Genomic DNA, 22,294 nt, shown 5'->3' on the forward strand with positions numbered 1-22,294 from the left:
GCCCGCCCCCGCCGGTTGGGGTCCGGCCTCCGTGCTCGAATTCGACCGGGTCGGCGCCGCCTGGCCCGGGTCCGACCGGCTTGCCGTCGACGAGGTGTCGTTCCGGCTGCGTGCCGGTGAGCACATGGTCCTGTCCGGGCCCAGCGGTGTCGGCAAGTCCACGGTCGCCACCGTCGCGGCCCGGGGTCTGGACCCGACCGTGGGGAGCGTCCGCATCGACGGCGTGGACCTCCGGGACATGGATCCGGACACGGTCCGGAGCATCGTCGTGGTCTGTGATCAGGACGCGCACCTGTTCGACACCACCATCGCCGAGAACCTGCGCCGCGAACTGCGGCACCGGACCGTCCTGCGCATCGGTCACAGTATCCGGGATATCCCGCAAGGGTTCGGTTTCGATATGGGAGTTCCCGAGCCCTGCCTCTCACAGATCGCGATGTTCCCCGGACGCGGCGTGACGAACGATGGTTGAATGGCCGAGGGCGGTCGCGGGGCGGGACGGGACGGTCACGGTGGGTCCCGGGATCCGTCGTCGTGTGTGGTGATCGCGATCAGACGCTGTGGGGTACGGCATGTCGATCGATGGTGGCGACTTATCCGTCGCCGACGGAGCAGACGAGTTGGTTCACGCGGAAAGGCGTTTCCGCGCGCTATTGGAAGCCGCGCCCGATGCGATGGTGATCGTCGATCGGGCCGGGCGCATCCTCCTGGTCAACGCGCAAACCGAGAGCATGTTCGGCTACGAGCGCGCCGAACTGCTCGGGCAGCCGGTCGAGCTGCTGGTACCGCCGCGGTTCCGCGCACCGCACCAGTTTCACCGCGAGGGCTACAGCTCCCATCCCCAGGTGCGGGGGATAGGAGCCGGGCTGGAGTTGTTCGGGCTGCGCAAGGACGGTTCGGAGTTCCCCGTCGAGATCTCCCTGAGCCCGCTGCAGGAAGACGACGGTCCACTGTTCTCGGCGGCGATCCGTGATGTGTCCGAGCGGCGGGCCGCCGACAAGAAGATCCGGGATCTGGCGGCGATCGTCTCCTCCAGCCAGGATGCGATCAGCACCATGACCCTGGACGGCCGGATCACGTCGTGGAATGCCGGCGCCGAGCGGCTCTACGGTTATGCCGAGGCCGAAGCGGTCGGCCGGACCATGGCGATCCTGCTGCCGGCCGACCGCCGCGCCGAGTACGAGAACCTGATCGGCCGCCTGGCCGCCGGCGAGCAGGTCGAGCACGTGGAGACGCTGCGGGTGGCCAAGCACGGCCGGCTGGTCGACGTCGACGTCACCTTGTCCCCGCTGCGGGACGGCCTGGGCGCCGTGGTCGGTGCGGCGGCCATCGCCCGCGACATCTCCGAGCTCTCCCGCGCGCAGCGGGAGCTGACCGAGCTGTACCAGCAGCAGCAACACATAGCCCTGACTCTCCAGCACGCGCTGATGGGCACTCCGGCGCAGCCGCCGGGCCTGGAGGCAGCACATTGCTACCTGCCGGCCACCGCCGGCGCCGGCGTCGGCGGCGACTGGTTCGACATGGTGCCGCTTCCGGACGGCCGGGTCGGGGTCCTCATCGGCGACGTCATGGGCCGCGGGCTGGAGGCCGCGGCGGTCATGGGGCAGCTGCGCTCGGCCGCCAACGCCCTGGCTCGCACCGGGGCTTCGCCCAGCCGGTTGATGCAGTTCCTGGACACGATCGTCGCCGACCTCCCCGACCAGCTGGTCACCTGCTGCTATCTGGTGATCGACCCGGATCCGGGCACAGTCGTGGTCTGTTCCGCCGGACACCTGCCGATTCTGGTGGTCCGCGAGGACGGACGCGGGGCCTACCGGCTGCCTGCTCCGGTCTCGGTGCCGCTTGGTGTGGGTGGCTCGTTGCACCGGGAAGCGCAGCTGTCAGTGCCGTCGGGGGCCACGCTGGCGTTCTACACGGACGGTCTGGTCGAGACTCCGCGCAGCGACATAGACGAACGGATCGGGGCCTTGGCGACGGCGCTGTGTGCGGCGTCGCAGGTCGGCCACAGTCTGGAGCTGACGGTGAAGTCGGTGGTGGACGGGATCATGGTCGACGGCGACTGCGGGGACGACGTGACCCTGGTCCTGATCCGCATGCCCGAGGCACCGAAGGCGACGGCGGTCGTCGACCTGCCGAGCAAACAGCGCAGCGTCGCGATAGGTCGTGAGTTCGCGGTGGCGACGGTCGATACCTGGGACTGCCCGGACGCCGAGACCCGCGACATTGTGGAGCTACTGGCCTCCGAGCTGTTGACCAACGCCGTCCGGCACGGACGCGGCGGCGCGGTCACGCTGCGGCTGCTCGGCTTCCAGGACCGGGTGACGGTGGAGGTCACCGACTTCAGCACCCGCGGGCCGCGGGCGCGCAAGGCCGGCGCGGAGGACGAGTCGGGCCGGGGCCTGATGCTGGTTGAGGCGCTGGCGGAGGCGTGGGGGACCAGACCGAGCAGCGGGGGCAAGACGGTGTGGTGTACCGTCGCGCCCCCGCGGGGCTGAGCCGGTTCAGGTCTGCGAGCGGCCGCCCGGGCGCGTTGTCACTCCTTCTCCAGCGCCGCCTTCCCGGCTTCGAGCCGGGCGACCAGGACCCGGAACGGCGAGCAGGACACGTAGTCCAGCCCGGCCTGGTCGAAGAACCGGATCGAGGCCGGGTCGCCGCCGTGCTCGCCGCACACCCCGGTCTCCAGCCCGGGCCGCGCGGACTTCCCGGCCGCGGTGGCCTGCGTCACCAGGGAACCGACCACCGGGTCGATCGTCTGGAACGGCGAGACGTCGAAGATCTTGTGCTTCAGGTAGTCCGGGAAGAACGAGGCTTCCGCGTCGTCCCGGGAGAACCCCCACGTGGTCTGCGTCAGGTCGTTGGTGCCGAAGGAGAAGAACGCCGCGTCGGCCGCCAGATCGCCGGCGGTCAGTGCGGCGCGCGGCAGCTCGATCATGGTGCCGATCGGGCAGGACACCTCGATGCCGGTGCTCGCGCTCACCTCGGCCAGCACCTGTTCGGCCTGGAGCTTGATCAGCCGCAGCTCGCGGACGTCCCCGACCAGGGGAACCATGATCTCCGGCCTCGGGTCCCCGCCCTCGGCCCGCAGTTGCGCCGCCGCCTCGGCCAGCGCCCGGACCTGGGTCGCGTACAGCCCGGGGGAGGTCAGGCCGAGCCGCACGCCGCGCAGGCCCAGCATCGGGTTCTGCTCGTGCGTCCGGCGGGCGGCTTCCAGCAGCCGGGCGGTGTGGCGGCGGTCCCGGCTGCGGTCGTCCAGCGTGGCGTGCCGGATCTCCAGCTCGGTCAGGTCCGGCAGGAACTCGTGCAGCGGCGGGTCCAGGAGCCGCACCGCGACCGGCAGGCCGTCCATGACGCGCAGGATCGCGCGGAAGTCTTCGCGCTGCACCGTCAGGAGTTCGGCCAGGGCGGCCCCGCGCTCCTGCGCGGTCTCGGCCAGGATCAGGCGCTCCACGATCGGCTGGCGGTCGCCGAGGAACATGTGCTCGGTGCGGCACAGGCCGATGCCCTCGGCGCCGAACGCCCGGGCCTGGTCGGCCTCGGTCGCGGTGTCGGCGTTGGCGCGCACTCCCAGCCGGCGGTGGTGGTCGGCCCAGCCCAGCACCCGCTGGACCGCGTGCACGACGGCCTCGTCGTGGGCCGGCTCGGGGCCCGGCCACAACTGTGGCGCGCCGCCGGCCGGGTGCAGGAACTCCCGGGCCACCGGCGAGGTCACCAGCGGGGTCCGGCCGGCGAAGACGTCGCCGGTCGACCCGTCCAGGGACAGGAAGTCGCCCTCGTGCAGCCGGGTGCCGTCCGGCAGGGTCAGGGTCTTGTGGTGCGGGTCCAGCTCGATCCGCTCGGCTCCGCACACGCACGGGATGCCCAGGCCGCGTGCCACCACCGCGGCGTGCGAGGTCTTGCCGCCGGAGGTGGTGAGCAGCCCGATGGAGGCGAGCATCCCGGGCAGGTCCTCGGGCCGGGTCTGCGGCCGGACCAGGATGACGTTCTGGCCCTTCGCCTTGTGGTCGGCGGCCTTGTGGGCGTCGAAGACGATCCGGCCCACCGCCGCGCCCGGGGAGGCGGCCACGCCGTGGGCCGAAGGGTGTCCGTGTGCTGAGTCTGCGAACCGTGGGAAGAGCAGCCTGGCCAGCCGTTCCCCGGTGACCCGGCCCAGTGCCTCGTCGGGGGTGATGACGCCTTCGTCGACCAGGTCGGAGGCGATGCGGAAGGTGGCCTCGGCGCCGCGCTCGCCGATCCGGGTCTGCAGCATCCACAGGGTGCCGCGCTCGATGGTGAACTCGATGTCGCACACGTCGCGGTAGTGGGTTTCCAGCGCCCGCAGGTTGGCGCACAGGTGCGCGTAGGAAGCCGGATCGAGGCGCTCCAGCTCCGTCAGCGGCACGGTGTTGCGAAGTCCGGCGACGATGTCCTCGCCGACGGCGCGCCGCAGGTAGTCCCCGTACGCCCCGGGCGCGCCGGTGGCCGGGTCGCGGGTGAAGGCCACGCCGGTGCCGGAATTCGGACCGAGGCTGCCGAACACCATCAGGCACACGTTGACCGCGGTGCCGAGGTCTTCCGGAATGTCCTCCCGGTTGCGGTAGGCGCGGGCGCGTTCACCGTTCCAGGAGTCGAAGACGGCGCGGACGGCGAGTTCGAGCTGCCGGCGCGGATCGCGGGGGATCGCGTCGCCGGTCTCGTGGCGGACGATGTGCTGGTAGACGTGGGTCAGGGTCTTCAGGCGCGCCGTGTCCAGCTCGCCGGTCGCGGTCGTCCCGGCGCTGCGCCGGACGTCGGCCTCGGCGGTGCGGAACAGGTATTCCGGAAGGCGCAGCACGGTCTCGGCGAAGGACCGGACGAAGCGGCTGTAGGCCTCCCAGGCGAACCGCTCGTCGCCGGACCACGAGGCCAGCTGCTCGACCGCCTCGTCGCCGAGTCCGACGTTCAGAACCGTGTCCATCATGCCGGGCATCGAGATCTCAGCCCCGGACCGCACCGCGACCAGCATCGGCCGGTCGGCTCCGAACTGCTTGTGGACGGAGGCCTCCAGCTGCGTCCACGCACGAGTGATCTCCTCGGCCAGCCGGGCGGGTTCCCGGCCGTGTTCGAGGTAGAAGCGGCAGGCCTCGGTGGTGATCGTGAAGCCGGGCGGGACCGGCAGGTCCATGCGGGTCATCTCGGCCAGGCCGGCGCTCTCGCCGCCGAGCAGGTTCGCCATGTGCCGACCGCCGTCGGCGAATTCGTACACGTATTTATCCATGTCACCAGCGTCCAGCTCTGCAACGGTCCGGCCCAGGGCCGTAGGACTGCTGAGGCCCGGGACGTTCAGCCCTGCGACGCGGCTTCGGGGATTTGTTTGAGAAGCGTCCGGAAATCCTCCGTCGAAGGGGAGAGCCGCCTATGGCCGAGACCAGTCGCCGCAACCAGTTCGTGCCGCTGTCGGACCTGCGTGACCTGTTCGACCCGTTCGTGATGCTGGACTGGTGTCCGAAGCTGGTCCTCCACCCGATCCGGGTGGAGGACCGCTTCGAGCCGGACGGTATCTACGTGCTGTCCGCCGAGATCCCCGGGATCGACCCCGAACACGACGTCGAGCTGGTGGTCTCTGAGGGCACGCTGAGCGTTCGTCCGAGAAGCACCGACTGACGATCAGTATGACGAACAGCGGGGCCCGCACGGTGAGGCAGCCGAACAGCATGTGGAACAGCAGTGGCTCGTTGCTCCACCGGGTCCCGTCTGAGCCTTGCCGGAGATCCTCCGGCGAGGCCGTGCCGACAAGGGCGTGAAACCTCGCCCGGGCTTCCTCCACCTCTGCGTGGAGCCGTTCTGTCCACCGGCATCGTCACTGCCGTGTCCGCTCGTTGGCGTTAATCGGTGCTCGTGAGTGAATTGTCCGCCCACATCTCCTCGCAACACGAGGCGGGGCCGAGAACGTATCGCATATTCGTCGCGGTATCGGCCCCTACAGCGGGATGACGAGGCGGGGTGACCGGCGGATTCCGGTCACCCCGCCTGTGTCTCAACGTGCCACCTTGGTGCCAGCACGTCGTCGCAGTGGCGGGTAAAGGCGTTTGCTCGTGACCGGGTGGAACCCACGGCCTCCGTCGTCCTTGCAGTGGCCCGCGTGGGCCGACCGTTCGGCGCGTTCCTTGATCTTGAGTAGCATCTTCCGCTCCATGACCAGGCTGCCCGGCTCCATGAGGTACAGGGACAGTGTCCCGAACTCCCGCACCCAGGTGCAGTCGTCGGAGCGCATCGCCATCGTGTGCTCGGGCTCCAGGATCTCGATGTACATGCGCAGCTTGTCGCCGAGCGGGATCGTGTCTCCGACCGAGAGGTCTTGCAACTCCGGGATGATCTCGTCGGCGCTGTGCATGTTCAGGCCGAGGAGATTCTCGATCCAGTCGTAGGTGTAGGTGCCGCCACGGCGATGCCGATCGCGCGGGTCGACACCAGCGGGGCGTCGGGCAGCAGCTTGTCGCCGGGCATCTGCCGGGCGACTTCGTCCGGGCGGGCGCCCCAGTTCAGGTAGCGGTCCCGCCCCAGGGCTGGGTACGCGGCCACAGCGAATCCGAGCAGCCCGCCGGCGGCCAGTGCGGCCGGGATCCTGCGGTTCATGATGTGCCGCCTTTCGGTGAGCGGTCAGCTCCGGGTCAGGACGACCTTCAGGGCGCCGGTGTCCGCGGCGTCGCTGAAGACGCGGTAGGCGTGTTCGAACTCGTCCAGCGCGAAGCGGTGGGTGACCATGGGGCCGGCGTCGAGCTGCCCGGACTCCAGCATCCGCAGCAGTGTCGGGGTGGAGGAGGTGTCGACCAGTCCTGTGGTGATGGTGACGTTCTTGATCCACAGGCTTTCCAGGTGCAGCGTGGCGGGCTTGCCGTGGACGCCGATGTTGGCGACGTGGCCGCCGGGGCGGACCAGCGTCGTGCACAGCTCGAAAGTCTCCGGGACGCCGACCGCCTCGATCACCACGTCCGCGCCGAGGCCGCCGGTCAGGGCCCGCACCACCTCGGCGGGGTCTTCGTCGGGCCGGACCGTCGCGGAGGCGCCGAAGTGCTTGGCGGCCTGCAGCCGGGACTCGGCCTTGTCGATGGCGATGATGTGGGAGGGGGAGTACAGCCGTGCGGTGAGGATGGCGGCCAGTCCGATGGGGCCGGCGCCGACCACCGCGACGGTGTCGCCGGGCTGCACCCGGCCGTTGAGCACGCCGACCTCGTAGGAGGTGGGCAGGATGTCGGCGAGCAGGACGGCCGCCTCGTTGCTGACGGTGTCGGGGAGCTTGTACGTGGACAGGTCCGCGAACGGCAGCCGCGCGAATTCGGCCGGCATGCCGTCGGTGGTGTGGCCGAGGATCCAGCCGCCGCCGGCCAGACGCTGGCCGTAGAAGCCGATACGGCAGTAGCGGCAGGCGCCGCAGGCGGAGATGCATGAGGCGAGGATCCGGTCGCCGGGGGCCAGGGTGCTGACACCGGAGCCGACCTCGACGACGGTGCCGACGGCCTCGTGCCCCAGCGCGGTACCCGGCGTGGTCTCGGGGACGTCGCCCTTGAGGATGTGCAGGTCGGTGCCGCAAATGGTGACCGCGTTGACGCCGATGATCGCGTCGCGGGGTCGGTGATGACCGGATCGGCCTTCTCGGTCCACGCCTTCTCGCCGGGTCCGCCGTAGACGAGCCCCTTCATGACATGACCTCCAGGGGGTTGGGCGGTGGGGGTCCGTTCGTTCCATTTCCAGGCTCGTACAGGGCCGGACGGGGGCGTAGTGCCGTGGGGCCCGGCGGCGGTGGGGGCCGAACGGCCCGGCGCGGACGCCGGGGGGCTGTTCCGTTGGTGTGGTTCACCGCGGGAGTAGTGAGCGCCTAGAGCGAGCTGATGGCCTCGGTGACCATCACTGCCAGCCGTTCCCGCTCGGCTTCCAGCTGCGCTCGATCAGCCAGCCACGCGTCCTGCGCACAGCGGTCGCCGCGGTGTGGCCGGTGCCGGTCCAGGTCCTCGACTGCCAGGCGCCAGCACATGTCGTCCACGGTCAGGTGCATCAGCATCGGGTCGTTCTCGATGAGCGACAGCGGCACACGGGTGCCGGCCGAGACCAGGGTCATGTTCCCGGCCGCCACGGCGGCCCGCTCACGGCCCCGCCGGGTCACGGGGAACCACCGCTTGCGACGCGGCGACGGGGCGAGGACGCCCAGCGATCGGATGGTCATGACGGTTGCCCCCTGGAAGTCGGGTTCGGCAGGGCCATGATTGCCCTGTTCAAAGCTTCGTCTGGTCCGGGCCGGGGCGGCAGTGCCCGGTGGCACCTGTATGTGGGGACTGACGCCCGGTTCCGGGTAGGGCCTTCGGCCCCGCTGGAGGACCCCGCTGGAGGACCCCGCTGCGAGCGAAGGACGGCAGAAGACTGATGCACTGCCGGCCGCGGCGGCGTCAGCTCAGCGGGACCACCGTTACCGGGCACTCGGCGTGTTGGAGCAGGGTCTGGGTGACCGGTCCGAGGAGCATGCCGTGCTGCCCTTCGCCGTGTCGGCGTGCGCCGGTGACCAGCAGGTCCGCGTGGCCGGAGGCTTCGACCAGCAGGCCGGCGGCCGATCCGACGGCGAGCTGGTGGAAGGGGTGGACCTCGGGGTGCCGGGCTCCGGCGGCCTGGACGAGGCCGGCGAGCCGGTCGTCGCGTTCGCGTTCGATGCGGGCGACGTCCTCGGCGATGCCGGGGTCCTGCTGGCCGTAGGCAGCGATCCAGGGCTCGTCCCAGACGTGCGTCACGGTGAGTCCGGCGCCGCGGCGTGCGGCCTGGTCGAAGGCGAAGTCCAGGACGGTGTCGCAGTTCTCGTCGATGTCGACGGCGGCGATGATCCGACGGTGGGCGTCGGCGGTGTCGCCGCGGGCCACGATCACCGGGCAGCAGGCCTCGGCCAGCGTGCGCATCGACGTGGAGCCCAGCAGCATGCCCCGGAAGCCGCCGGCGCCCCGGTTGCCGACCACCAGCACGTCGGCCTCGTGGCTGGCGGCGGCGAGCACCTTGCCGGCGTATCCGGCGACGGCGCGCGCCTCGACGGGCAGGTCGGCGTGCCGCGCTCGGACCCGGTTGGCGCCGTATTGAGCGATCTCCTCGGCGGCCTTGCGTGCAGTCGTCTCGGTGTCGGCGGCTGTCAGGGCCCCGGGCTCGGGCGGTGTCAGCCAGTGGTAGGCGGTGATGACGACCAAGGATGCGGCGCGGCGCGCCGCCTCGCCTGCGGCGACGCCGAGCGCGCGCTCGCCAGGTGTGGTGCGGTCGTATCCGACGGCGACGGTGGTATTCATGAGGACCTCCAGGACGGAACGCGATCTTGGGCTTCCCTTTCACGCTTGTCGCACGGTGGCGTCGGCGCCAGGGCGTGAGGTCCTGGTGGCCTCCGGGCCGTTGGACCCGGTTTTTGTGCGGTCAGGGACTCGGCGCTGCAGGGCCCGCTAGGTGTGTCGTCGTCCGCGAGGTGGTCTGCCAGCTGTTTGCGGAGGCGGAGCAGCCGGCCTTCGGCTGTGGCGATTGCTTGACGCTCCTCGGCCAGCTCGGCGAGCAGGGCCTGGGCCTGGGCCTGCCACTGTTCCTCGCGGAGTTCGTCGGTGACGCCGGTGCATCCGTCGGCTTCCGCGGCTGCGGCATCGGACTTCAGCTGGACGGTGGCGGCGCGGCTTCGTGCGATCTTGGTGTCGACGTAGGTCCGCTCGTCATCCAGATCGTCCAGATCGCGTTGAGTATCCGCAGCCATGACCCGTTGCCGCCGGCGTGTGGCTCTGATCTGGGTGGCCGGCTCCCGGGGCCGTTGCGGCCGTGGCGCAGCGCGCGGACGAACACCGCGGCGGAGTCCGCGGCGTGGGTGACCGTGACGTCGATGTCCACGCCACAGCCGTTGGCCCGCGGAGCTTCCCGTGCCACCCGTTCGGCGTCCTGGTGCAGGAGGTCGTCCACGGGCTCGGTCAGGCGCTCGCAGACGCCGACCAGCTCGTCGGACGGGCAGATCGCCGCGGCATCGCTCCAGGGGAAGCGCTCGGTGTCCGCCGGTCCCGTCACGACCAGCGGGACGTGGCACAGCGCGCAGCAGGCACCGAACTCGTGCGCGGTCGGGCTCGTCGGGGCGTCAGCCGAACGCACGTCGACCACCACGCCGATGTCGGCGTCGGTGCGCAGCGGGCACTGGCCGATGCCGCGCAGCACCACGCACCCGTCCTCGTCCACGAGGTGGTCGGCGTGACAGAACGAGATGTCGTAGCCGGCTTCGCGGAGCCGCGTCTCAGACTCGGCGGCCGCTCCCGGTGCGGACTCTGTCAGCAAGACCCTCATGGTTCTCGCACCTCCTGGTCGCGGCTGTGTTCGGGGGAGGGGCCCGCTCCGCTCTCGCGGATCGGTGATCGCGCGGTGCGCGGTACGGGGGATTCGCTGCTCCGCGCTTCGTGCTCGGGCCCCTCCCCGTGTTTCCAGTCGACCGCGGTGAGTGCGCGTATCCCAGGGCCGAAGGTCCTGGATCTGGTGGGCCGGATGGTGCTACGGCGCCTTCGGCGAGCGGGCCGGAAGCGCCGTGCTCAGTCAGCCCTTGATTCCGCTGGCGACCTTCAGCGTCGCGCGCCGCTGCCGGTAGTTCCGCGGTGGCGGTGAGTCCGGGCATGGTCGTACCGCATCCGTAAGGCGCAGTGCATGGGGTCGAGCAGGGAGCGCGCCATTCGCACCGACGGTTCAGCTTTCGGCTGACTCATCGCCCCACCGTCATCGCAGACTGCGATCTCCACCATGTCACCCGATGCGCGGATGCTGATACGAGCGGGCTCGTCTTTCGGGCTTGGGCGCAGTGCCAGGGCGGCCAGCACGGTGAGCGCACGTGCGCGGAGCGCGGAGCGCGGTGTCGGCGACCGCGCCCGGCACGTCCTCGGCGAGGGTCACTTCGAGTCCGTGGCCCGGCCCCAGGTCGTCGAGGACTGCGGCGACGACTTCGTCCAGGTCCACAAGCCGGTGGTATGTCTCCGACTCGAGTCCGGTCGGCAGGCCGGGCTGTTCCGCTAGGACATAGGGGCGCAGGATGCCATTGAGCGCTGCGGCGATCAGGTCCGAACTGGCGGTCAGCACCTGAAGGCCTGCCGAGCTCAGGATTGCGCACCGGGTCGCGAGCGGCAGGCCCTCCGAGCCCAACGGCACCGTGAAAGGCGTCGGTTGCTCCGGGGGGTTGTCTCCGGCACCGGCCATGACAAACCACGCAGGCGTACCGTCGACCGAAGGCTCCAGGCACTCGTCGGCCGAGATCGGGCGGCCCGGTTCGAACAGGCTGATCGCGTTCAGGGCGAGCAGGTCGCGGACGACGTCCAACAGCTCGGTCACCCGCCTCCGTGCAACGCAGTCAACGCCAACTTCACCGCGTCGGCCTCGGCCCGCGTTGCGTGCCGGCGGTTCGTTGTCCGCTGCCGGGGTGGCTGCCCAGCCGCCTGATCACGCGCTATCAGGTGCACGTCGACGTGCTGTGCCGACCGGACCATCCGCGAGGGTGCTGGTGGGGCTGGTACGAGCCTGGCGGTGTTCGTGCCCGAGTTCGGCCCGGCGGCGGAAAACGCGCTGCATGGCCGGTTCGGCGCGGTCGCGCAGGCAGGACTCTTTCGGTGTCACCGCATCAGACACCTGACGAAGTCCACGGAGGACGCCATGAACATCACCCCGCGCACCCTGGCCACCGGCATCGCGGCCGCCACCGGCGTCGCGCTGATCGCCGCCGGCCCGGTCATGATCTGTATCTGACACGGAAATGCGGCGAGGGCGTGCACGGCCAGCACGAGGTCACCGGCCAGCTCACCGAGCAGCTGATCAGCTTCCCGGCCCACGGTTCCTCGGGCCTGCCAGCCGCGCAGGCCGCCTACGCCGGCCCGCAGGCCAAGGCCTACGCCGACATGATCGAAACGCACGTCAAGGAGGCCACTGGCGGCAAGACCTACTCTCAGGTCTCCGCCGCGGCCATGGCCGCCCCCACCGACACCAAGCTCGCCGGCGAGAAGCAGACCGCTTTCATGGGCGAGTCGCTGCGCGGCTCCCTGATGGGCGCCTACCAGGCGTGGGAGGTCACCTACTTGGTCACCGGCCTGAGCCTGGCCTTCCTCGGCATTGGCGTGGCCACCCTGGCCGTCACCGGCCTGACCGAGATCTCGCGCCGCAAGATGCACATCCCCGACACCATCGCCGCGCTGGCCGAGAACCCGAGCCCGGGGCAGCCGCTGATGTAGCTGATGCCGCTCACGGTGCTTGTCAGCGTCGACGACTACGCTGAGACGCGGCAGCAGAATCCTGCCCGAATCCCCATTCACCACTCTGTGACGCAGGAAAAAGGATGACCCATACAAGCGAGAACGGCTCGCCGGCCACTGGTTCCACCGGCGAGCCGGAGCTGCCATCAATGAAGACCATGTTCGAGATGGCCGGGGAGCGGTTCGGCGTTCCGACCGATGTTTTCGCGAATGCTGTACGGCGCTGCACCGAAACAAGCCCGTACCCTCTACTCGCCCCGGCCGTGAACCATCGCCTCAAGGTGTACCTCGACCTGAAGGACTGGGTGGCCTTGGCCAAGGCGCGACTTGGACGGCCGGAGTATCCGCACGATCAAGTCGCCTACGAGATGCTGCGTGATACCACGCTGCGTGGCGAGGTGATGGTGCCGTTGACATTTACCACGTATCTGGAGGTCAGCCGGATTGCCTCGTTACGGCAACGTACTGACCTTACCGACGTCATCACCGAGATCAGTGGCTTTGTCACCATCATCGGAAGGTCTGTCTTCGTCGAGCACCAACTCCATACCGCACTTGCGTCGCGATTCGGCGGTTCCGCGCCAGCGCCGATACCGGTCTTCGGACTCGGTGTCTCATTTGCTGCCGGGGAGCTGGGGCACATGTCCATCGAGGGCCGTGACGGCACGGCGCCCGACCTGCCCGCAATCTCCGTCTTCAATCTTGAGACCGTTTGCCGGACACTGTGCGAGTACATGATGTTGCGAGGTCCCGACCCCTCAGAGTTGGAAGAGCTGCGCGCACTCGGATATCGACCTGAAGAGCTCGAAGAGATCGAAAACCAACGAGTCCAGCGGGAACGTGACCTCGCCGAGCGGCTTAGGAACGGAGACGCGCACCTCGCCCAACTCGGTGACATCGTGCATGCCCGCCAGATGTACTGGGAGCTTGACAACGCGCTCTATGCCGCTCTGGCGCATTATGGAGTAGGCGTCGAGGATTTCTTTGCCCACGGCAAGGAGTGGCTTACCGCGTTCCTCGACGACGTCCCCTCGGCCGCGGTCGCGATGACATTGGGTGAGAAGAATTTCCGGATGAGCGACAGGGCCTGGACCGGAAACGACATACGTGACAGCGACGCGATGTTCGCGGCGGTCCCCTACTGTGATGTCGTCATGACCGACAAGCACGTCGCTGCCCAGCTCAAGAGATCCCCTGTGGTGACGAGGCTGGGCACACATGTGCTGTCCCGCCTGCGTGACCTCAACGACCTTCTCCCCGGACTCATCGCCTCGCGTCGAGGCCACGCGGCCTGACGACCGCCCAGCCCCGCCTAATGGGGTTACTCGGGCACGATCGCGATCGGGCAATGCCCATGGTGCACCACGGTACGGGCACAGCCTGGGCCGCCCCGGCTGCTAGCCTGCGGCCGGCCGTCTGCCCCCTTATCCGGCCTCGTCGTCGCCATCGTCGTCGCCGTGCGGGATGCGGCGACCGACGACGCGCTCTGTCACGACCTTGATGAAGTAGTTCCGCTCGCCGGGCGCCCAGGACTCGATGCCGAGCCCGCTCAGCCGGGCCTGTTCGGCTGGGTCGGTGATGAGCTTGGCGCGGCCGAGGAAGGTCACCATCCATCCGTCGTGTGCCTGCTCGTCGATGCGGTCGACTTCGAAGGCGACCACGGAGCCGGCGACTCCGGCGCCGAACATCGCGCCCTTGCGGGTGCGGAAGACGATGTCGCGGCCGTCGAGCTTGAAGTTGACGATGAAGACCGCCGGCAGGGCGTAGCGGCTGTAGACGATCCGCCCGACCGGCACCGTCGCGGCGAGGGCCAAGGCATCGGCCTCGCCGAATCGCTCCATTCTCTGCTCCACGGTCATGGTTGGATCGTCGCCGTGGGCGGGGGCCCGCAGTAAGGGTCTTTGGACTCTGTTCGCCAGCCATACGTCCTGTTTCCCGCCGACTCCCCGCGGACTAATCTGGCCATGACAGGGATGCCGATGCGGGCCGTCGGCTCGCACCGCGTGGAAGGCGGCTCGGGGATGGCCGATCGGGAGCCGGGCGAGCCGAGGAACGCACTGCTACCGCAGCTGCGTTTCGACGAGCTGCTGGACGAGCTGATCTCCCGCGTGACCCAGATCCGGGCGACCCGGGACCGGGTCCAGCAGCTCCTGCAGGGCGTGCTCGCGGTCTCCGGCGGTCTGGAGCTGGACCAGGTGCTGTCCACCATCATCGGCACCGCCACCGAACTGGTGGACGCCCAGTACGGGGCCCTCGGCGTCATCGACAGCCGCGGCGACCGCCTGGAACGCTTCGTCACCGTGGGGCTGTCCCAGCACGAGATCGACGCGATCGGGCCGTATCCCACCGGCATGGGGCTGCTCGGCCAGCTCATCCGGCACCCGGTGCCGCTGCGGCTGCCGGATATCGCGGCGCACGAGGCGTCGTTCGGGTTCCCCGACAATCACCCGCCGATGCGGACTTTCCTTGGTGTCCCGATCCGGGTTCGGGACAAGGTGTACGGCAACCTGTATCTGACCGAGAAGCGCGGCGGTGCGCTGTTCGACGCCGACGACGAGACCTTGTTGACCACGTTGGCCGCCGCGGCCGGGGTGGCGATCGACAACGCGCGGCTGTACGACGAGGCGCAGCGGCGTCAGCGGCGGATGGAGGTCAGCGCGGAGCTGACCCGTGGCCTGCTCTCCGGTGTCGACAGCCGCGACGTGCTGGCGGTGTTGGTCGAGCGGGTGCGGGACTTGGCCGGGGCGGAGCTGGTGCTGGTGATGCTTCCGGATGCGGCGGCCGAGAACCTGACGGTCCACGTCGCCGCCGGGCTGGGCGCGGAGCGGGTCCGTGGTGCGTCCCTGCCGATCGCGGACTCCGAGGTCGGCTCGGTGTTCGCCGCGGGCGCCGGGCACGCCGTGCTCGACGGCGAGCGGGAACCCCAGCCGGTGTGGAGGGAGCTCGGTTTGGGGCCGGCTTACATTGCTCCGTTGGGTGCGGCGGGCAAGGTCCGGGGTGTCCTGGTCGCCGGTAAGCGGTTCGGGGCGCTGCCCTTCGATGGCGTCGACACCCGCGTGTTGACCGAGGTCGGGGGGCAGGCCGCGGTGGCGTTGGAGCTGGCCGACCGCCGCGCTGATGCCGATCTGCTGAACCTGTACTCCGACCGCGACCGCATCGGCCGGGACCTGCACGATCTTGCCATTCAGCGGCTGTTCGCGACCGGCATGACGTTGCAGTCGGTGCTGAAGATCACCGACAAGCAGGCGGTGCGGGACCGGGTCAACAAGGCCGTGTCCGAGCTCGACGACACGATCAAGGTGATCCGCTCGACCATTTTCGCGCTGTCCGAGCGCGCCGGCGACGACCAGGTTCCGGGGCTGCGGTCGCAGGTGCTGCGGCTGTGCCAGGATTCGGTGGGTGTGCTGGGCTTCAGTCCGGCGGTCCGGTTCACCGGCCCGGTCGACTTCGAGGTCTCCGACGAGGTGGCCGAACATGCCCTGGCGGTCACTCGCGAAGCCTTGTCGAACGTGGCGCGGCACGCGAAGGCCACGAGGGTTGAGGTGGACGTGGCGACCGCCGACGGCTGGCTGGTGCTGCGGATCGCCGACGACGGCGTCGGGATGCCGGAGGGTGGGCGGCGCAGCGGGTTGGGCAACCTCGCCGAGCGGGCGACAGCGCTGGGTGGGGAGTTCACGACCGGGCCGGGTGAGGAAGGCGGCACCGTCCTGGTGTGGCGGGTGCCGCTGGACGACTGACACGGGTGTCGAACCGCGTCGCGACGTCCCTCAGTGGTGCCGTGCCTGCTCGGACTTGATCTCGGAGACCAGTATCGCGGCCTGCACGCGCCGGGTGAGGCCGAGCTTGGCCAGCAGCGCGGAGACGTAGTTCTTCACGGTCTTCTCGGCCAGGAACATGCGCTCGGCGATCTGGCGGTTGGTCAGTCCCTCGCCGATCAGGTCCAGCACCTTGTGTTCCTGGGCGGTCAGCTGTGCGAGGGGGTCCTTCTTCTCGTCGGCGGCCCGCAGCTTGGCCATGACCTTCGCGGCGAGCCTGGGGTCGAGCAGCGATTCGCCGCCGGCGACCGTCCGAACCGCCGCGACCAGGTCCGCGCCGAGGGTCTGCTTGAGCAGGTAGCCGGAGGCGCCGGCCATGATGGCGTCGAACAGGGCCTCCTCGTCGGGGAACGAGGTCAGCATCAGGCAGGACAGTTCCGGCAGCTTCGAGCGCAGCTCACGGCAGACCATCACGCCGTCGCCGTCGGGCAGCCGCACGTCCAGCACCGCCACCCGCGGCCGCAGCGCGGGCACCCGGGCCAGGGCCTCGGCGGCGGTGGAGCCCTCGCCGACGACCTCGAAGTCCGGCTCGTCCTCCAGCATGTCCTTCAGCCCGCGCCGCACGACCTGGTGGTCGTCCAGCAGGAACACGCCGATCTTGCCGCTGCTGTCGCCGTCCATGGTGCCGCCTCCTGTGACCCGGTCGCTCGTCCTATTCTGAACAATAGGGTGCCGCCGGCTTGATGGGTCGGGCCGAAAGTCCCTTGTTCGTGGCCCGCTCAGGGCGTTTCACGCCGGAGGAAGACGACTCTGGTGTAAGGCGCGAGCGGTGTGTACGGCGCGAGCGCTGCCCGGACCGCGCCGCGGATGTCGAGCCGGGCTGCAGGCTGCAGGGACCTGGCGGTGCTCACGTAGGCGGTCGCGATCCCGTCGCGCTCGATCACCGCGATGCGCGGCTGGTCGTCGTCCCAGTTCGCCGCCAAGGCGCGTTGGACGGCGAGCAGGACGTCACGGTAGGCGTCCTGGCTCCGTAGGGTGGCGTCCGGGAACGGGGGTGCCTGGTCATTGCTAGTGATACTCATGGGGGTGATCTCTCTGCGGGTTCCTTCTTTCCCCAAGAATCGTGCCGCCGGCCCGGACGCTTCAGAGGCTTTGATCCTGAGGCGCCCAGGCCGAACGGCCCGTCCTTGGGACGTGCTGACGCACCCGACCGGTCAATCACGGTGCCGGTAGTGGTCGCGCCAGATGAGCCGGTGGACGGGGACGTAGCGGGGGATGGACCGGACTCCGGGGATGAAGGGGACGAGCACGAACGCCATGGTCGGCATCGCCATCAGACCCCAGACGAGCGCGTCGGCGTTGCCGGAATGGTTGAACGGCGAGATCTGACCACCAGCAGGCTCAGGGCAGCCGGGAGCAGCACGATGTGTCACATCAGCATCTGGCAGAAGTCCAAGACGTTGGAGTAGGCACCGACCCCGCCGGAGTTCAAGCCGTCCTTGGCCTGGTCAGCGATCCACTGCGAGTCGAAGTGCTGCTGGACCGGGTAGCGGGTGAAGGCGGTGCCGACCGACGCCACGAAGGCCGCGGCCCCGGTGATCCAGGTCACCGCCCGGATGGCCGCGCCAGGCGGCCATGAAGAACTTGCCCCACGGGCGGATCACCATGAACGCCATGAACAGCCCGACGCTCCACAGGTGCAGGGCGTTGATGAAGCGGCCGATCGAGGACGCGTGCCACCAGGAGGGGCCCTTCAACGCCAGCAGCCCGCCGGAGGCCAAGACCGCGCACAGCGCCTCGAGCGTCAGCACTGAACACATAGATCCAGGAGGCCACCCACGACGGCTGCCGGGTCGGGCAGCAGCTTGTCCGGCGGGAACGTACGCACCGCACGCCCCCGGACGGCTGCGGTCCAGCTCCCGTCCGGAGCTGGATCACGCCCCAGTGCAGGTAGTGCCCGTTGTGGTTGAAGTCGACCGCCGAGGACAGGACGACCCGGGTCGGTGCCGTCACGAGATGCTCCTGTCACGTGCTTGTGGGGAATGGATCCGGCAAATGCCGCCGTGAGTTTCTGCGCGGGTCCGAGAGCCCGCCACAGACGAGGACACAGTCCCGACGTGCCATTCGGCCCAATGACGCCGGTCAGCCCGCGAGGATCGCTTTCGGTCCACGTTCTGATCGCCCCTTGGTCGGCTGTTGGCCGGGGCAAGTGCGAGCTGCGCGGACACCTCAGTTTTCGGCCAGAAGACCAAGGCGGGTGAGGTGGTGCGCCCAACGGAAGCCGGACCCTTTCTGCACGCCGGAACGTCGAGTGCCCCTGTGGCTGGCGACGAGGGGTGTTCAATGAAGAACGAGACGCTTGATCGAAGGAGGAGCGCGTGAGCCTGGCGGTCCTCGCACTGGTGCTGGCCGTCGGCCTGGTCGGCCCGCTGCTGGCCGTCTCGCCCCGCTGCGCTGTTCCAGTGGCGGCCGGCGAGATCGCGGCCGGGGTGGTCGTCGGCCGGACCGGGTTCGGGTGGGTGGATCCGAACGAGCAGGTGTTGGCGTTCCTGGCGCAGGCCGGGTTCGCCCTGATCATGCTGGTCGCGGGCAGCCACGTTCCGGTCGGTGCGCCGCGGCTTCGGCCGGCGTTGGGGCGTGGTGCAGTACTCGCGGTGTTCACCGGGGTGTTGGCCGTGCCGGCCGGGTTCGGCGTGGCCGCTGTGTTCGGGACCGGGCACGGTTGGCTTTACGCGGTGCTGCTGGCGTCGAGTTCGGCCGCGCTGGTGCTGCCGGTGGTCCAGGACGCCGGGCTGTCCTCGCCGCCGGTGCTGGTGATGACGGTCCATGTCGCGATGGCGGACACCGCCGCGATCGTGCTGCTGCCGCTGGCCGAGCAACCGTCCCGGGCCGGGCACGCGCTGCTCGGGGTGCTGGCGGTAGGGGGTGCAAGCTTGGCAGTTTTCCTGATCGTGCGCGAACTCCGGGGGCGGGGCTGGCAGCGTCGACTGCACCGGCTCAGCCGGCGCCGGCATCTCGGACTGGAGCTGCGTGAGCAGTTGATCATCGTGTTCGGGCTGGCCGGCCTGGCCGAGGCGGTCGGTGTGTCGGTGATGCTCGCGGGGTTCGCGGCGGGGTTGATACTGGCGGCTCAGGGCGAGCCGCGTCGGCTGGCCCGTCAGCTGTTCGCCGTGGCCGATGGTTTCCTCGGACCGGTGTTCTTAGTCTGGCTGGGCGCGTCACTCCAGCTCGACGACCTGATCAAGCATCCCCGCCTGATCGGCTTGGCAGGGGCTCTGGCGGTGGCCACCGTTGCCGTGCATGCTGCGGCCCGGCTGCTGGGTCAGCCGCTGCCGCTCGCCGTGTTGGCCGGCGCGCAGCTCGGGGTGCCGGTCGCGGCGGTCACCATCGGCGAGCGGGCCGGTCTGCTGCGGACCGGGGAAGGCGGCGCGATCCTGACCGCAGCTCTGGTGGGCCTCGCGGTGACGGCCGTCGCCGCGGCGATCGCCGCGCGGGGTACGGCACGACGGGACACGGATTCCCACGATGCCCGTAGTGGCACGGAGCTGGAGCCTGATGCCGACCGGCCCATCTGAACCGGGACTTTGGGCCCTGGGGCCGGCCCGCCGGGGCGGCGAGTGTGGAAGCAGTGCGAACAACGCCCACGCTTGAGCGCCTGGAGGAATGATGAAGACCACCGTCGTGGTCGGCTACGACCAGACCCCGCACAGCGAGGTCGCGCTGGAACAGGCTGCTCGCGAGGCGGCGACGCGAGGCGCGACGTTGAACGTCGTCACCGCTTTCCGCCGGCCGGACGCTTCCGGCTCGGCGCCGTCGCCCCAGGACACGGATCCGGAGGACACCGCGCGCAAGACGGCTGGGGCCGTCGCACAGCACGGCGTCGACCGGGTCCGCGAGCGCCACCCGCAGGTGCAGGCGACGCCGTACGCGCTCGTCGGCCCCGCCGGCAAGATCATCGCCCAGGCTGCTCACAGCGCGGACCTGCTGGTGCTCGGCAGCCGGGGCCAGGGCGGCTTCACCGGCCTGCAGGTCGGCTCCACCTCGATGCGCGCGCTGGCCGACGCCTGCTGCCCGGTCCTGGTGGTGCGCGGCGAGCCCGACGTCACCCACGAGCGCATCGTGGCGGCGGTGGACATCGATGACTACTGTGAACCTGTTCTCGACTTCGCCTTCGCCGAGGCCTCCCGCCGCGGTGTCCGGATCACCGTGATTCACGTCTGGGACGAGCCCTGGATCGTGTCCTACGGTCAGCAGGACCCTGGAATCACCGACGACATCGCGCTCATCGAGCGCGAACGTGACGACCGGCTGTCGGCGCTGATCCAGTCCGTTCAGCGCCGCTACCCGGAGGTCCAGTCGTTCCATGAGGTCGCCGCCGGTTCCGCCGGCCGCCTGCTGGTCGAGGCCGCAGAGCGCGCGGATCTGATCGTGACCGGGGCCAGACGCCACGGCGAGGGCCGCCACGGGATGCAGATCGGGCCGGTCACCCAGACGCTGCTGCATTACGCCGCGTGCCCGATCGCGGTGGTACCGCTGCCGTGACGGTGCAGGTCACCCGACCAGTCAACCGATCATCGCGGCCCCGGCGCCGAGCACTCCGGCGGCGATCAGGGTGCTGACGACGCCGCGCCGCGCCACCAGCAGCCACCCGGCTGCGGCGGCCAGGATTCCGAACTGCCACAGGTGCCGCAGCGCCGCCGCCAGCGGGACCGCCGACCCGGCGATAGCTCCGACGACGGTCGGGCTGGCCCCGGTGAGGAAGGCCTGAACCCTGGGGCCGGCGCGCAGCCGGTCGAAGCGTGAGGCGCCGCCGATGACGAACAGGAACGAAGGCCCGAACGTGACCAGCGCGGCCAGCAAGCCGCCGCCGGGCGGCGTAGCCCACGACGGCGACAGTCTGCAGCGCGGCCCCCGGGGTGACTTGACCGAGTGCCACGACGTCCAGGAACTGGGCGTCGGTGTTCCATCCGCACCGGATGCGGGTCGGCATACTCAGAGGGGCGAGCCGACCGTGAACGGCGCGCAGGCGGTCCGCCAAGTGAGCCTGGTCGGCGACGCTCAGCTTCCGGATCTCGGGATGGCCGGCGACGAACATCGTGACCAGCGAGGTCTTGCCGATACCGGCTTCTGCATGGACGACCATGGCACCGCCGCGGTCCCGGATCGTGCTCGCCACGACGGCCCCGATCGCCGCAGTCTCCCGGGCGTGTCCGCAGAGCGCCGGTAGGGGCGGTTGTCGATCTCGCTCACCGCCCGAACTGTGGCAGACGAGGCGTGGACCTGCGTTCTCGCCAGGGAACCACGGTGGACTACTGGTCCCCGCCTGTTTCGACACGTTCCATCATCGCGGCGTGTAACTCGGCCGCTGCCGCGGCCTCCAGACCCCCGGCGCCCACCGCGGCCAACCAAGCCGCACCCGCCTGCGCGGCTCCAGCGAATCGCACTTCGCCCGACGCTGCCGCCTGGGCGGCCACCGACTCCGCCACCGGGTTGCCGGTCGTCAGGCATGACCCGGCGAGCACCGTCGGGCCGGGCCCCCGGACCTTCGCCAAGGTGGCGATGAGCTCGGAGGCCGCGGCTGCGACAAGACCTTCGGCGGCCGGGTCGCCCTGCCGTGCTGCGGCCGTCACCAGCGGTGCCAGCGTTGCCAGTTCCAGGGGCGGTCGAGCGTAGGCTGCGGTGATCACCGTGGTCGGATCCGAGTCCTCGACGCCGAGGCTTCGGCACACCTGCCGGGCCAGGACGGGGGATTCGACACGTTCCGACAGCGCCTCGACGCACGCTCGCACGGCACCGCGACCCAGCCAGAATCCAGCGCCTTCGTCACCCAGCAGCCAGCCCAGGCCGCCTGCCGTGTCCTGGATCGACCGGCCGGTGATCCGGACGGCGCTGGCTCCGGTCCCCGCGATCAGCACGCTGCCGTCGGCTTCGCAGGCGGCGGAGGCGAACGCGACGACGGCGTCGCCCACGATCTGCACCGGGCATTGCAGCCCGATGCCCGACCACTGCGCGGCGAAGGCGGCGGCCGTGGCCGGATCCGTCAACGCGCCATCGCCGGCCAGACCGACGACGACCGTGCCACCGCCTTCGTGGCGTGCGTCCCCAACGCCGATCGGACGGCCGTACCGATCGCGGCGGCGGCCTGCTGCGCGCCGTGCGCGAGCGGATTGCCCGCACCGGCTCGGCCGCTGCCGCAGAGAGTTCCGCTCGTCGTGGCCAGCACCGCTCGGGTGCTGGTACCGCCGGCATCGACGCCGATGACGAGGTTCGGGGTAGGCATCGTGGCCTCCGTTGGGCGATGGAGTGACGGCCGAG

24 protein-coding genes and 2 pseudogenes are annotated in these 22,294 nt (G+C 70.1%); 10 read left to right on the forward strand and 16 right to left on the reverse strand.

The window, feature by feature from the left end; translation table 11 throughout:
- Together GWK61_RS37100 and GWK61_RS37105 are read left to right on the forward strand one after the other, a co-directional pair.
- Positions 1–472 (forward strand): ATP-binding cassette domain-containing protein (locus tag GWK61_RS37100; protein WP_194916381.1); only part of this gene is annotated, 472 nt, incomplete at its 5' end.
- Between the two features lie 100 nt (positions 473–572).
- The gene (locus GWK61_RS37105) at positions 573–2,495 is read left to right on the forward strand and encodes a PAS domain S-box protein (RefSeq protein WP_194916382.1); all 1,923 of its coding nucleotides are present in this window, start codon (positions 573–575) and stop codon (positions 2,493–2,495) included.
- Positions 2,496–2,533: 38 nt separating this feature from the next.
- Here the strand turns inward: GWK61_RS37105 and ppdK are convergent, their stop codons facing one another.
- Positions 2,534–5,233, reverse strand: a complete 2,700-nt coding sequence (gene ppdK / locus GWK61_RS37110) for a pyruvate, phosphate dikinase (protein WP_194916383.1) — start codon at positions 5,231–5,233, stop codon at positions 2,534–2,536.
- Positions 5,234–5,373: 140 nt separating this feature from the next.
- Between ppdK and GWK61_RS37115 the strand changes: the two genes are divergently transcribed.
- On the forward strand, positions 5,374–5,619 hold the full coding sequence (locus GWK61_RS37115; protein ID WP_194916384.1) for an Hsp20/alpha crystallin family protein: 246 nt from the start codon (positions 5,374–5,376) through the stop codon (positions 5,617–5,619).
- A 373-nt stretch (positions 5,620–5,992) separates the two neighbouring features.
- Here GWK61_RS37115 and GWK61_RS37120 read toward each other — a convergent pair whose 3' ends face one another.
- The 7 genes and pseudogenes from GWK61_RS37120 to GWK61_RS37150 all read right to left on the reverse strand — a co-directional run bounded on the left by GWK61_RS37120 (position 5,993) and on the right by GWK61_RS37150 (position 11,301).
- Positions 5,993–6,349, reverse strand: coding sequence for a hypothetical protein (locus GWK61_RS37120; RefSeq protein WP_194916385.1), 357 nt, complete (start codon positions 6,347–6,349; stop codon positions 5,993–5,995).
- Positions 6,350–6,351: 2 nt separating this feature from the next.
- Positions 6,352–6,591, reverse strand: coding sequence for a hypothetical protein (locus GWK61_RS37125; RefSeq protein ID WP_194916386.1), 240 nt, complete (start codon positions 6,589–6,591; stop codon positions 6,352–6,354).
- A gap of 24 nt (positions 6,592–6,615) precedes the next feature.
- A pseudogene (locus GWK61_RS37130) lies at positions 6,616–7,655 on the reverse strand (zinc-dependent alcohol dehydrogenase family protein).
- A 176-nt stretch (positions 7,656–7,831) separates the two neighbouring features.
- Entirely contained in the window at positions 7,832–8,176 is a 345-nt protein-coding gene (locus tag GWK61_RS37135) for a hypothetical protein (protein ID WP_194916387.1), read from the reverse strand.
- A 220-nt stretch (positions 8,177–8,396) separates the two neighbouring features.
- Positions 8,397–9,269 carry a universal stress protein gene (locus tag GWK61_RS37140; protein ID WP_194916388.1) on the reverse strand — a complete coding sequence of 291 codons (873 nt, stop codon included), beginning with the start codon at positions 9,267–9,269 and terminating at the stop codon, positions 8,397–8,399.
- 346 nt (positions 9,270–9,615) lie between these two features.
- Positions 9,616–10,287 carry a hypothetical protein gene (locus tag GWK61_RS37145; protein ID WP_194916389.1) on the reverse strand — a complete coding sequence of 224 codons (672 nt, stop codon included), beginning with the start codon at positions 10,285–10,287 and terminating at the stop codon, positions 9,616–9,618.
- A 447-nt stretch (positions 10,288–10,734) separates the two neighbouring features.
- Positions 10,735–11,301, reverse strand: a complete 567-nt coding sequence (locus tag GWK61_RS37150; RefSeq protein ID WP_194916390.1) for a hypothetical protein — start codon at positions 11,299–11,301, stop codon at positions 10,735–10,737.
- Between the two features lie 210 nt (positions 11,302–11,511).
- Between GWK61_RS37150 and GWK61_RS37155 the strand changes: the two genes are divergently transcribed.
- The 3 genes from GWK61_RS37155 to GWK61_RS37165 all read left to right on the forward strand — a co-directional run bounded on the left by GWK61_RS37155 (position 11,512) and on the right by GWK61_RS37165 (position 13,519).
- Entirely contained in the window at positions 11,512–11,724 is a 213-nt protein-coding gene (locus GWK61_RS37155; RefSeq protein ID WP_194916391.1) for a hypothetical protein, read from the forward strand.
- A 20-nt stretch (positions 11,725–11,744) separates the two neighbouring features.
- Positions 11,745–12,203 carry a hypothetical protein gene (locus tag GWK61_RS37160; protein ID WP_194916392.1) on the forward strand — a complete coding sequence of 153 codons (459 nt, stop codon included), beginning with the start codon at positions 11,745–11,747 and terminating at the stop codon, positions 12,201–12,203.
- Positions 12,204–12,307: 104 nt separating this feature from the next.
- Complete coding sequence (locus GWK61_RS37165; RefSeq protein WP_194916393.1) at positions 12,308–13,519, forward strand: hypothetical protein; 1,212 nt, start codon at positions 12,308–12,310, stop codon at positions 13,517–13,519.
- Between the two features lie 129 nt (positions 13,520–13,648).
- Here GWK61_RS37165 and GWK61_RS37170 read toward each other — a convergent pair whose 3' ends face one another.
- On the reverse strand, positions 13,649–14,083 hold the full coding sequence (locus GWK61_RS37170) for a pyridoxamine 5'-phosphate oxidase family protein (RefSeq protein ID WP_194916394.1): 435 nt from the start codon (positions 14,081–14,083) through the stop codon (positions 13,649–13,651).
- A gap of 105 nt (positions 14,084–14,188) precedes the next feature.
- Here GWK61_RS37170 and GWK61_RS37175 point away from each other — a divergent pair, with 105 nt between their 5' ends.
- The gene (locus GWK61_RS37175) at positions 14,189–15,961 is read left to right on the forward strand and encodes a GAF domain-containing sensor histidine kinase (RefSeq protein WP_228563562.1); all 1,773 of its coding nucleotides are present in this window, start codon (positions 14,189–14,191) and stop codon (positions 15,959–15,961) included.
- A 30-nt stretch (positions 15,962–15,991) separates the two neighbouring features.
- On the opposite strand, the gene GWK61_RS37180 is transcribed toward GWK61_RS37175, so the two are convergent.
- From GWK61_RS37180 to GWK61_RS37195, 4 genes are all read right to left on the reverse strand, one after another.
- A complete protein-coding gene (locus GWK61_RS37180) occupies positions 15,992–16,660 on the reverse strand; it encodes a response regulator (RefSeq protein ID WP_194916395.1) in 669 nt (222 codons plus the stop codon).
- A 98-nt stretch (positions 16,661–16,758) separates the two neighbouring features.
- Positions 16,759–17,061, reverse strand: a complete 303-nt coding sequence (locus GWK61_RS37185; protein ID WP_194916396.1) for a hypothetical protein — start codon at positions 17,059–17,061, stop codon at positions 16,759–16,761.
- A gap of 132 nt (positions 17,062–17,193) precedes the next feature.
- Positions 17,194–17,412, reverse strand: coding sequence for a hypothetical protein (locus GWK61_RS37190; RefSeq protein WP_194916397.1), 219 nt, complete (start codon positions 17,410–17,412; stop codon positions 17,194–17,196).
- Positions 17,409–17,588, reverse strand: a complete 180-nt coding sequence (locus tag GWK61_RS37195; RefSeq protein ID WP_194916398.1) for a hypothetical protein — start codon at positions 17,586–17,588, stop codon at positions 17,409–17,411. Before GWK61_RS37195 ends, GWK61_RS37190 begins: the two co-directional genes overlap by 4 nt.
- 769 nt (positions 17,589–18,357) lie before the next feature.
- Between GWK61_RS37195 and GWK61_RS37200 the strand changes: the two genes are divergently transcribed.
- Both GWK61_RS37200 and GWK61_RS37205 read left to right on the forward strand, forming a co-directional pair.
- On the forward strand, positions 18,358–19,554 hold the full coding sequence (locus GWK61_RS37200) for a cation:proton antiporter (protein WP_194916399.1): 1,197 nt from the start codon (positions 18,358–18,360) through the stop codon (positions 19,552–19,554).
- Positions 19,555–19,645: 91 nt separating this feature from the next.
- The gene (locus tag GWK61_RS37205) at positions 19,646–20,521 is read left to right on the forward strand and encodes a universal stress protein (protein WP_194916400.1); all 876 of its coding nucleotides are present in this window, start codon (positions 19,646–19,648) and stop codon (positions 20,519–20,521) included.
- Between the two features lie 21 nt (positions 20,522–20,542).
- Here the strand turns inward: GWK61_RS37205 and GWK61_RS61030 are convergent.
- Positions 20,543–21,074, reverse strand: a pseudogene (locus GWK61_RS61030) (chromate transporter).
- Between GWK61_RS61030 and GWK61_RS57330 the strand changes: the two are divergent.
- Positions 20,991–21,206, forward strand: a complete 216-nt coding sequence (locus GWK61_RS57330) for a hypothetical protein (protein ID WP_228563564.1) — start codon at positions 20,991–20,993, stop codon at positions 21,204–21,206. The pseudogene GWK61_RS61030 and the gene GWK61_RS57330 sit on opposite strands and share 84 nt — an antisense overlap.
- Positions 21,207–21,288: 82 nt before the next feature.
- Here the strand turns inward: GWK61_RS57330 and GWK61_RS37215 are convergent, their stop codons facing one another.
- Positions 21,289–22,023, reverse strand: coding sequence for a BadF/BadG/BcrA/BcrD ATPase family protein (locus tag GWK61_RS37215; protein ID WP_194916401.1), 735 nt, complete (start codon positions 22,021–22,023; stop codon positions 21,289–21,291).
- The gene (locus GWK61_RS37220; RefSeq protein WP_194916402.1) at positions 22,020–22,259 is read right to left on the reverse strand and encodes a hypothetical protein; all 240 of its coding nucleotides are present in this window, start codon (positions 22,257–22,259) and stop codon (positions 22,020–22,022) included. Before GWK61_RS37220 ends, GWK61_RS37215 begins: the two co-directional genes overlap by 4 nt.
- Positions 22,260–22,294: the final 35 nt, after the last annotated feature.

This window comes from Catenulispora rubra (assembly GCF_015356825.1).
Lineage (GTDB): Bacteria > Actinomycetota > Actinomycetes > Streptomycetales > Catenulisporaceae > Catenulispora > Catenulispora rubra.

Coding starts and splice junctions, on each gene's coding strand:
- GWK61_RS37170 (WP_194916394.1), bottom strand. CDS start 14,083: ATGACCGTGGAGCAGAGAATGGAGCGATTCGGCGAGGCCGATGCCTTG.
- GWK61_RS37120 (WP_194916385.1), bottom strand. CDS start 6,349: ATGCACAGCGCCGACGAGATCATCCCGGAGTTGCAAGACCTCTCGGTC.
- GWK61_RS37185 (WP_194916396.1), bottom strand. CDS start 17,061: ATGAGTATCACTAGCAATGACCAGGCACCCCCGTTCCCGGACGCCACC.
- GWK61_RS37145 (WP_194916389.1), bottom strand. CDS start 10,287: ATGAGGGTCTTGCTGACAGAGTCCGCACCGGGAGCGGCCGCCGAGTCT.
- GWK61_RS37175 (WP_228563562.1), top strand. CDS start 14,189: ATGACAGGGATGCCGATGCGGGCCGTCGGCTCGCACCGCGTGGAAGGC.
- GWK61_RS37165 (WP_194916393.1), top strand. CDS start 12,308: ATGACCCATACAAGCGAGAACGGCTCGCCGGCCACTGGTTCCACCGGC.
- GWK61_RS37220 (WP_194916402.1), bottom strand. CDS start 22,259: ATGCCTACCCCGAACCTCGTCATCGGCGTCGATGCCGGCGGTACCAGC.
- GWK61_RS37140 (WP_194916388.1), bottom strand. CDS start 9,269: ATGAATACCACCGTCGCCGTCGGATACGACCGCACCACACCTGGCGAG.
- GWK61_RS37180 (WP_194916395.1), bottom strand. CDS start 16,660: ATGGACGGCGACAGCAGCGGCAAGATCGGCGTGTTCCTGCTGGACGAC.
- GWK61_RS37135 (WP_194916387.1), bottom strand. CDS start 8,176: ATGACCATCCGATCGCTGGGCGTCCTCGCCCCGTCGCCGCGTCGCAAG.
- GWK61_RS37125 (WP_194916386.1), bottom strand. CDS start 6,591: ATGAACCGCAGGATCCCGGCCGCACTGGCCGCCGGCGGGCTGCTCGGA.
- GWK61_RS37105 (WP_194916382.1), top strand. CDS start 573: ATGTCGATCGATGGTGGCGACTTATCCGTCGCCGACGGAGCAGACGAG.
- GWK61_RS37205 (WP_194916400.1), top strand. CDS start 19,646: ATGAAGACCACCGTCGTGGTCGGCTACGACCAGACCCCGCACAGCGAG.
- GWK61_RS37115 (WP_194916384.1), top strand. CDS start 5,374: ATGGCCGAGACCAGTCGCCGCAACCAGTTCGTGCCGCTGTCGGACCTG.
- ppdK (WP_194916383.1), bottom strand. CDS start 5,233: ATGGATAAATACGTGTACGAATTCGCCGACGGCGGTCGGCACATGGCG.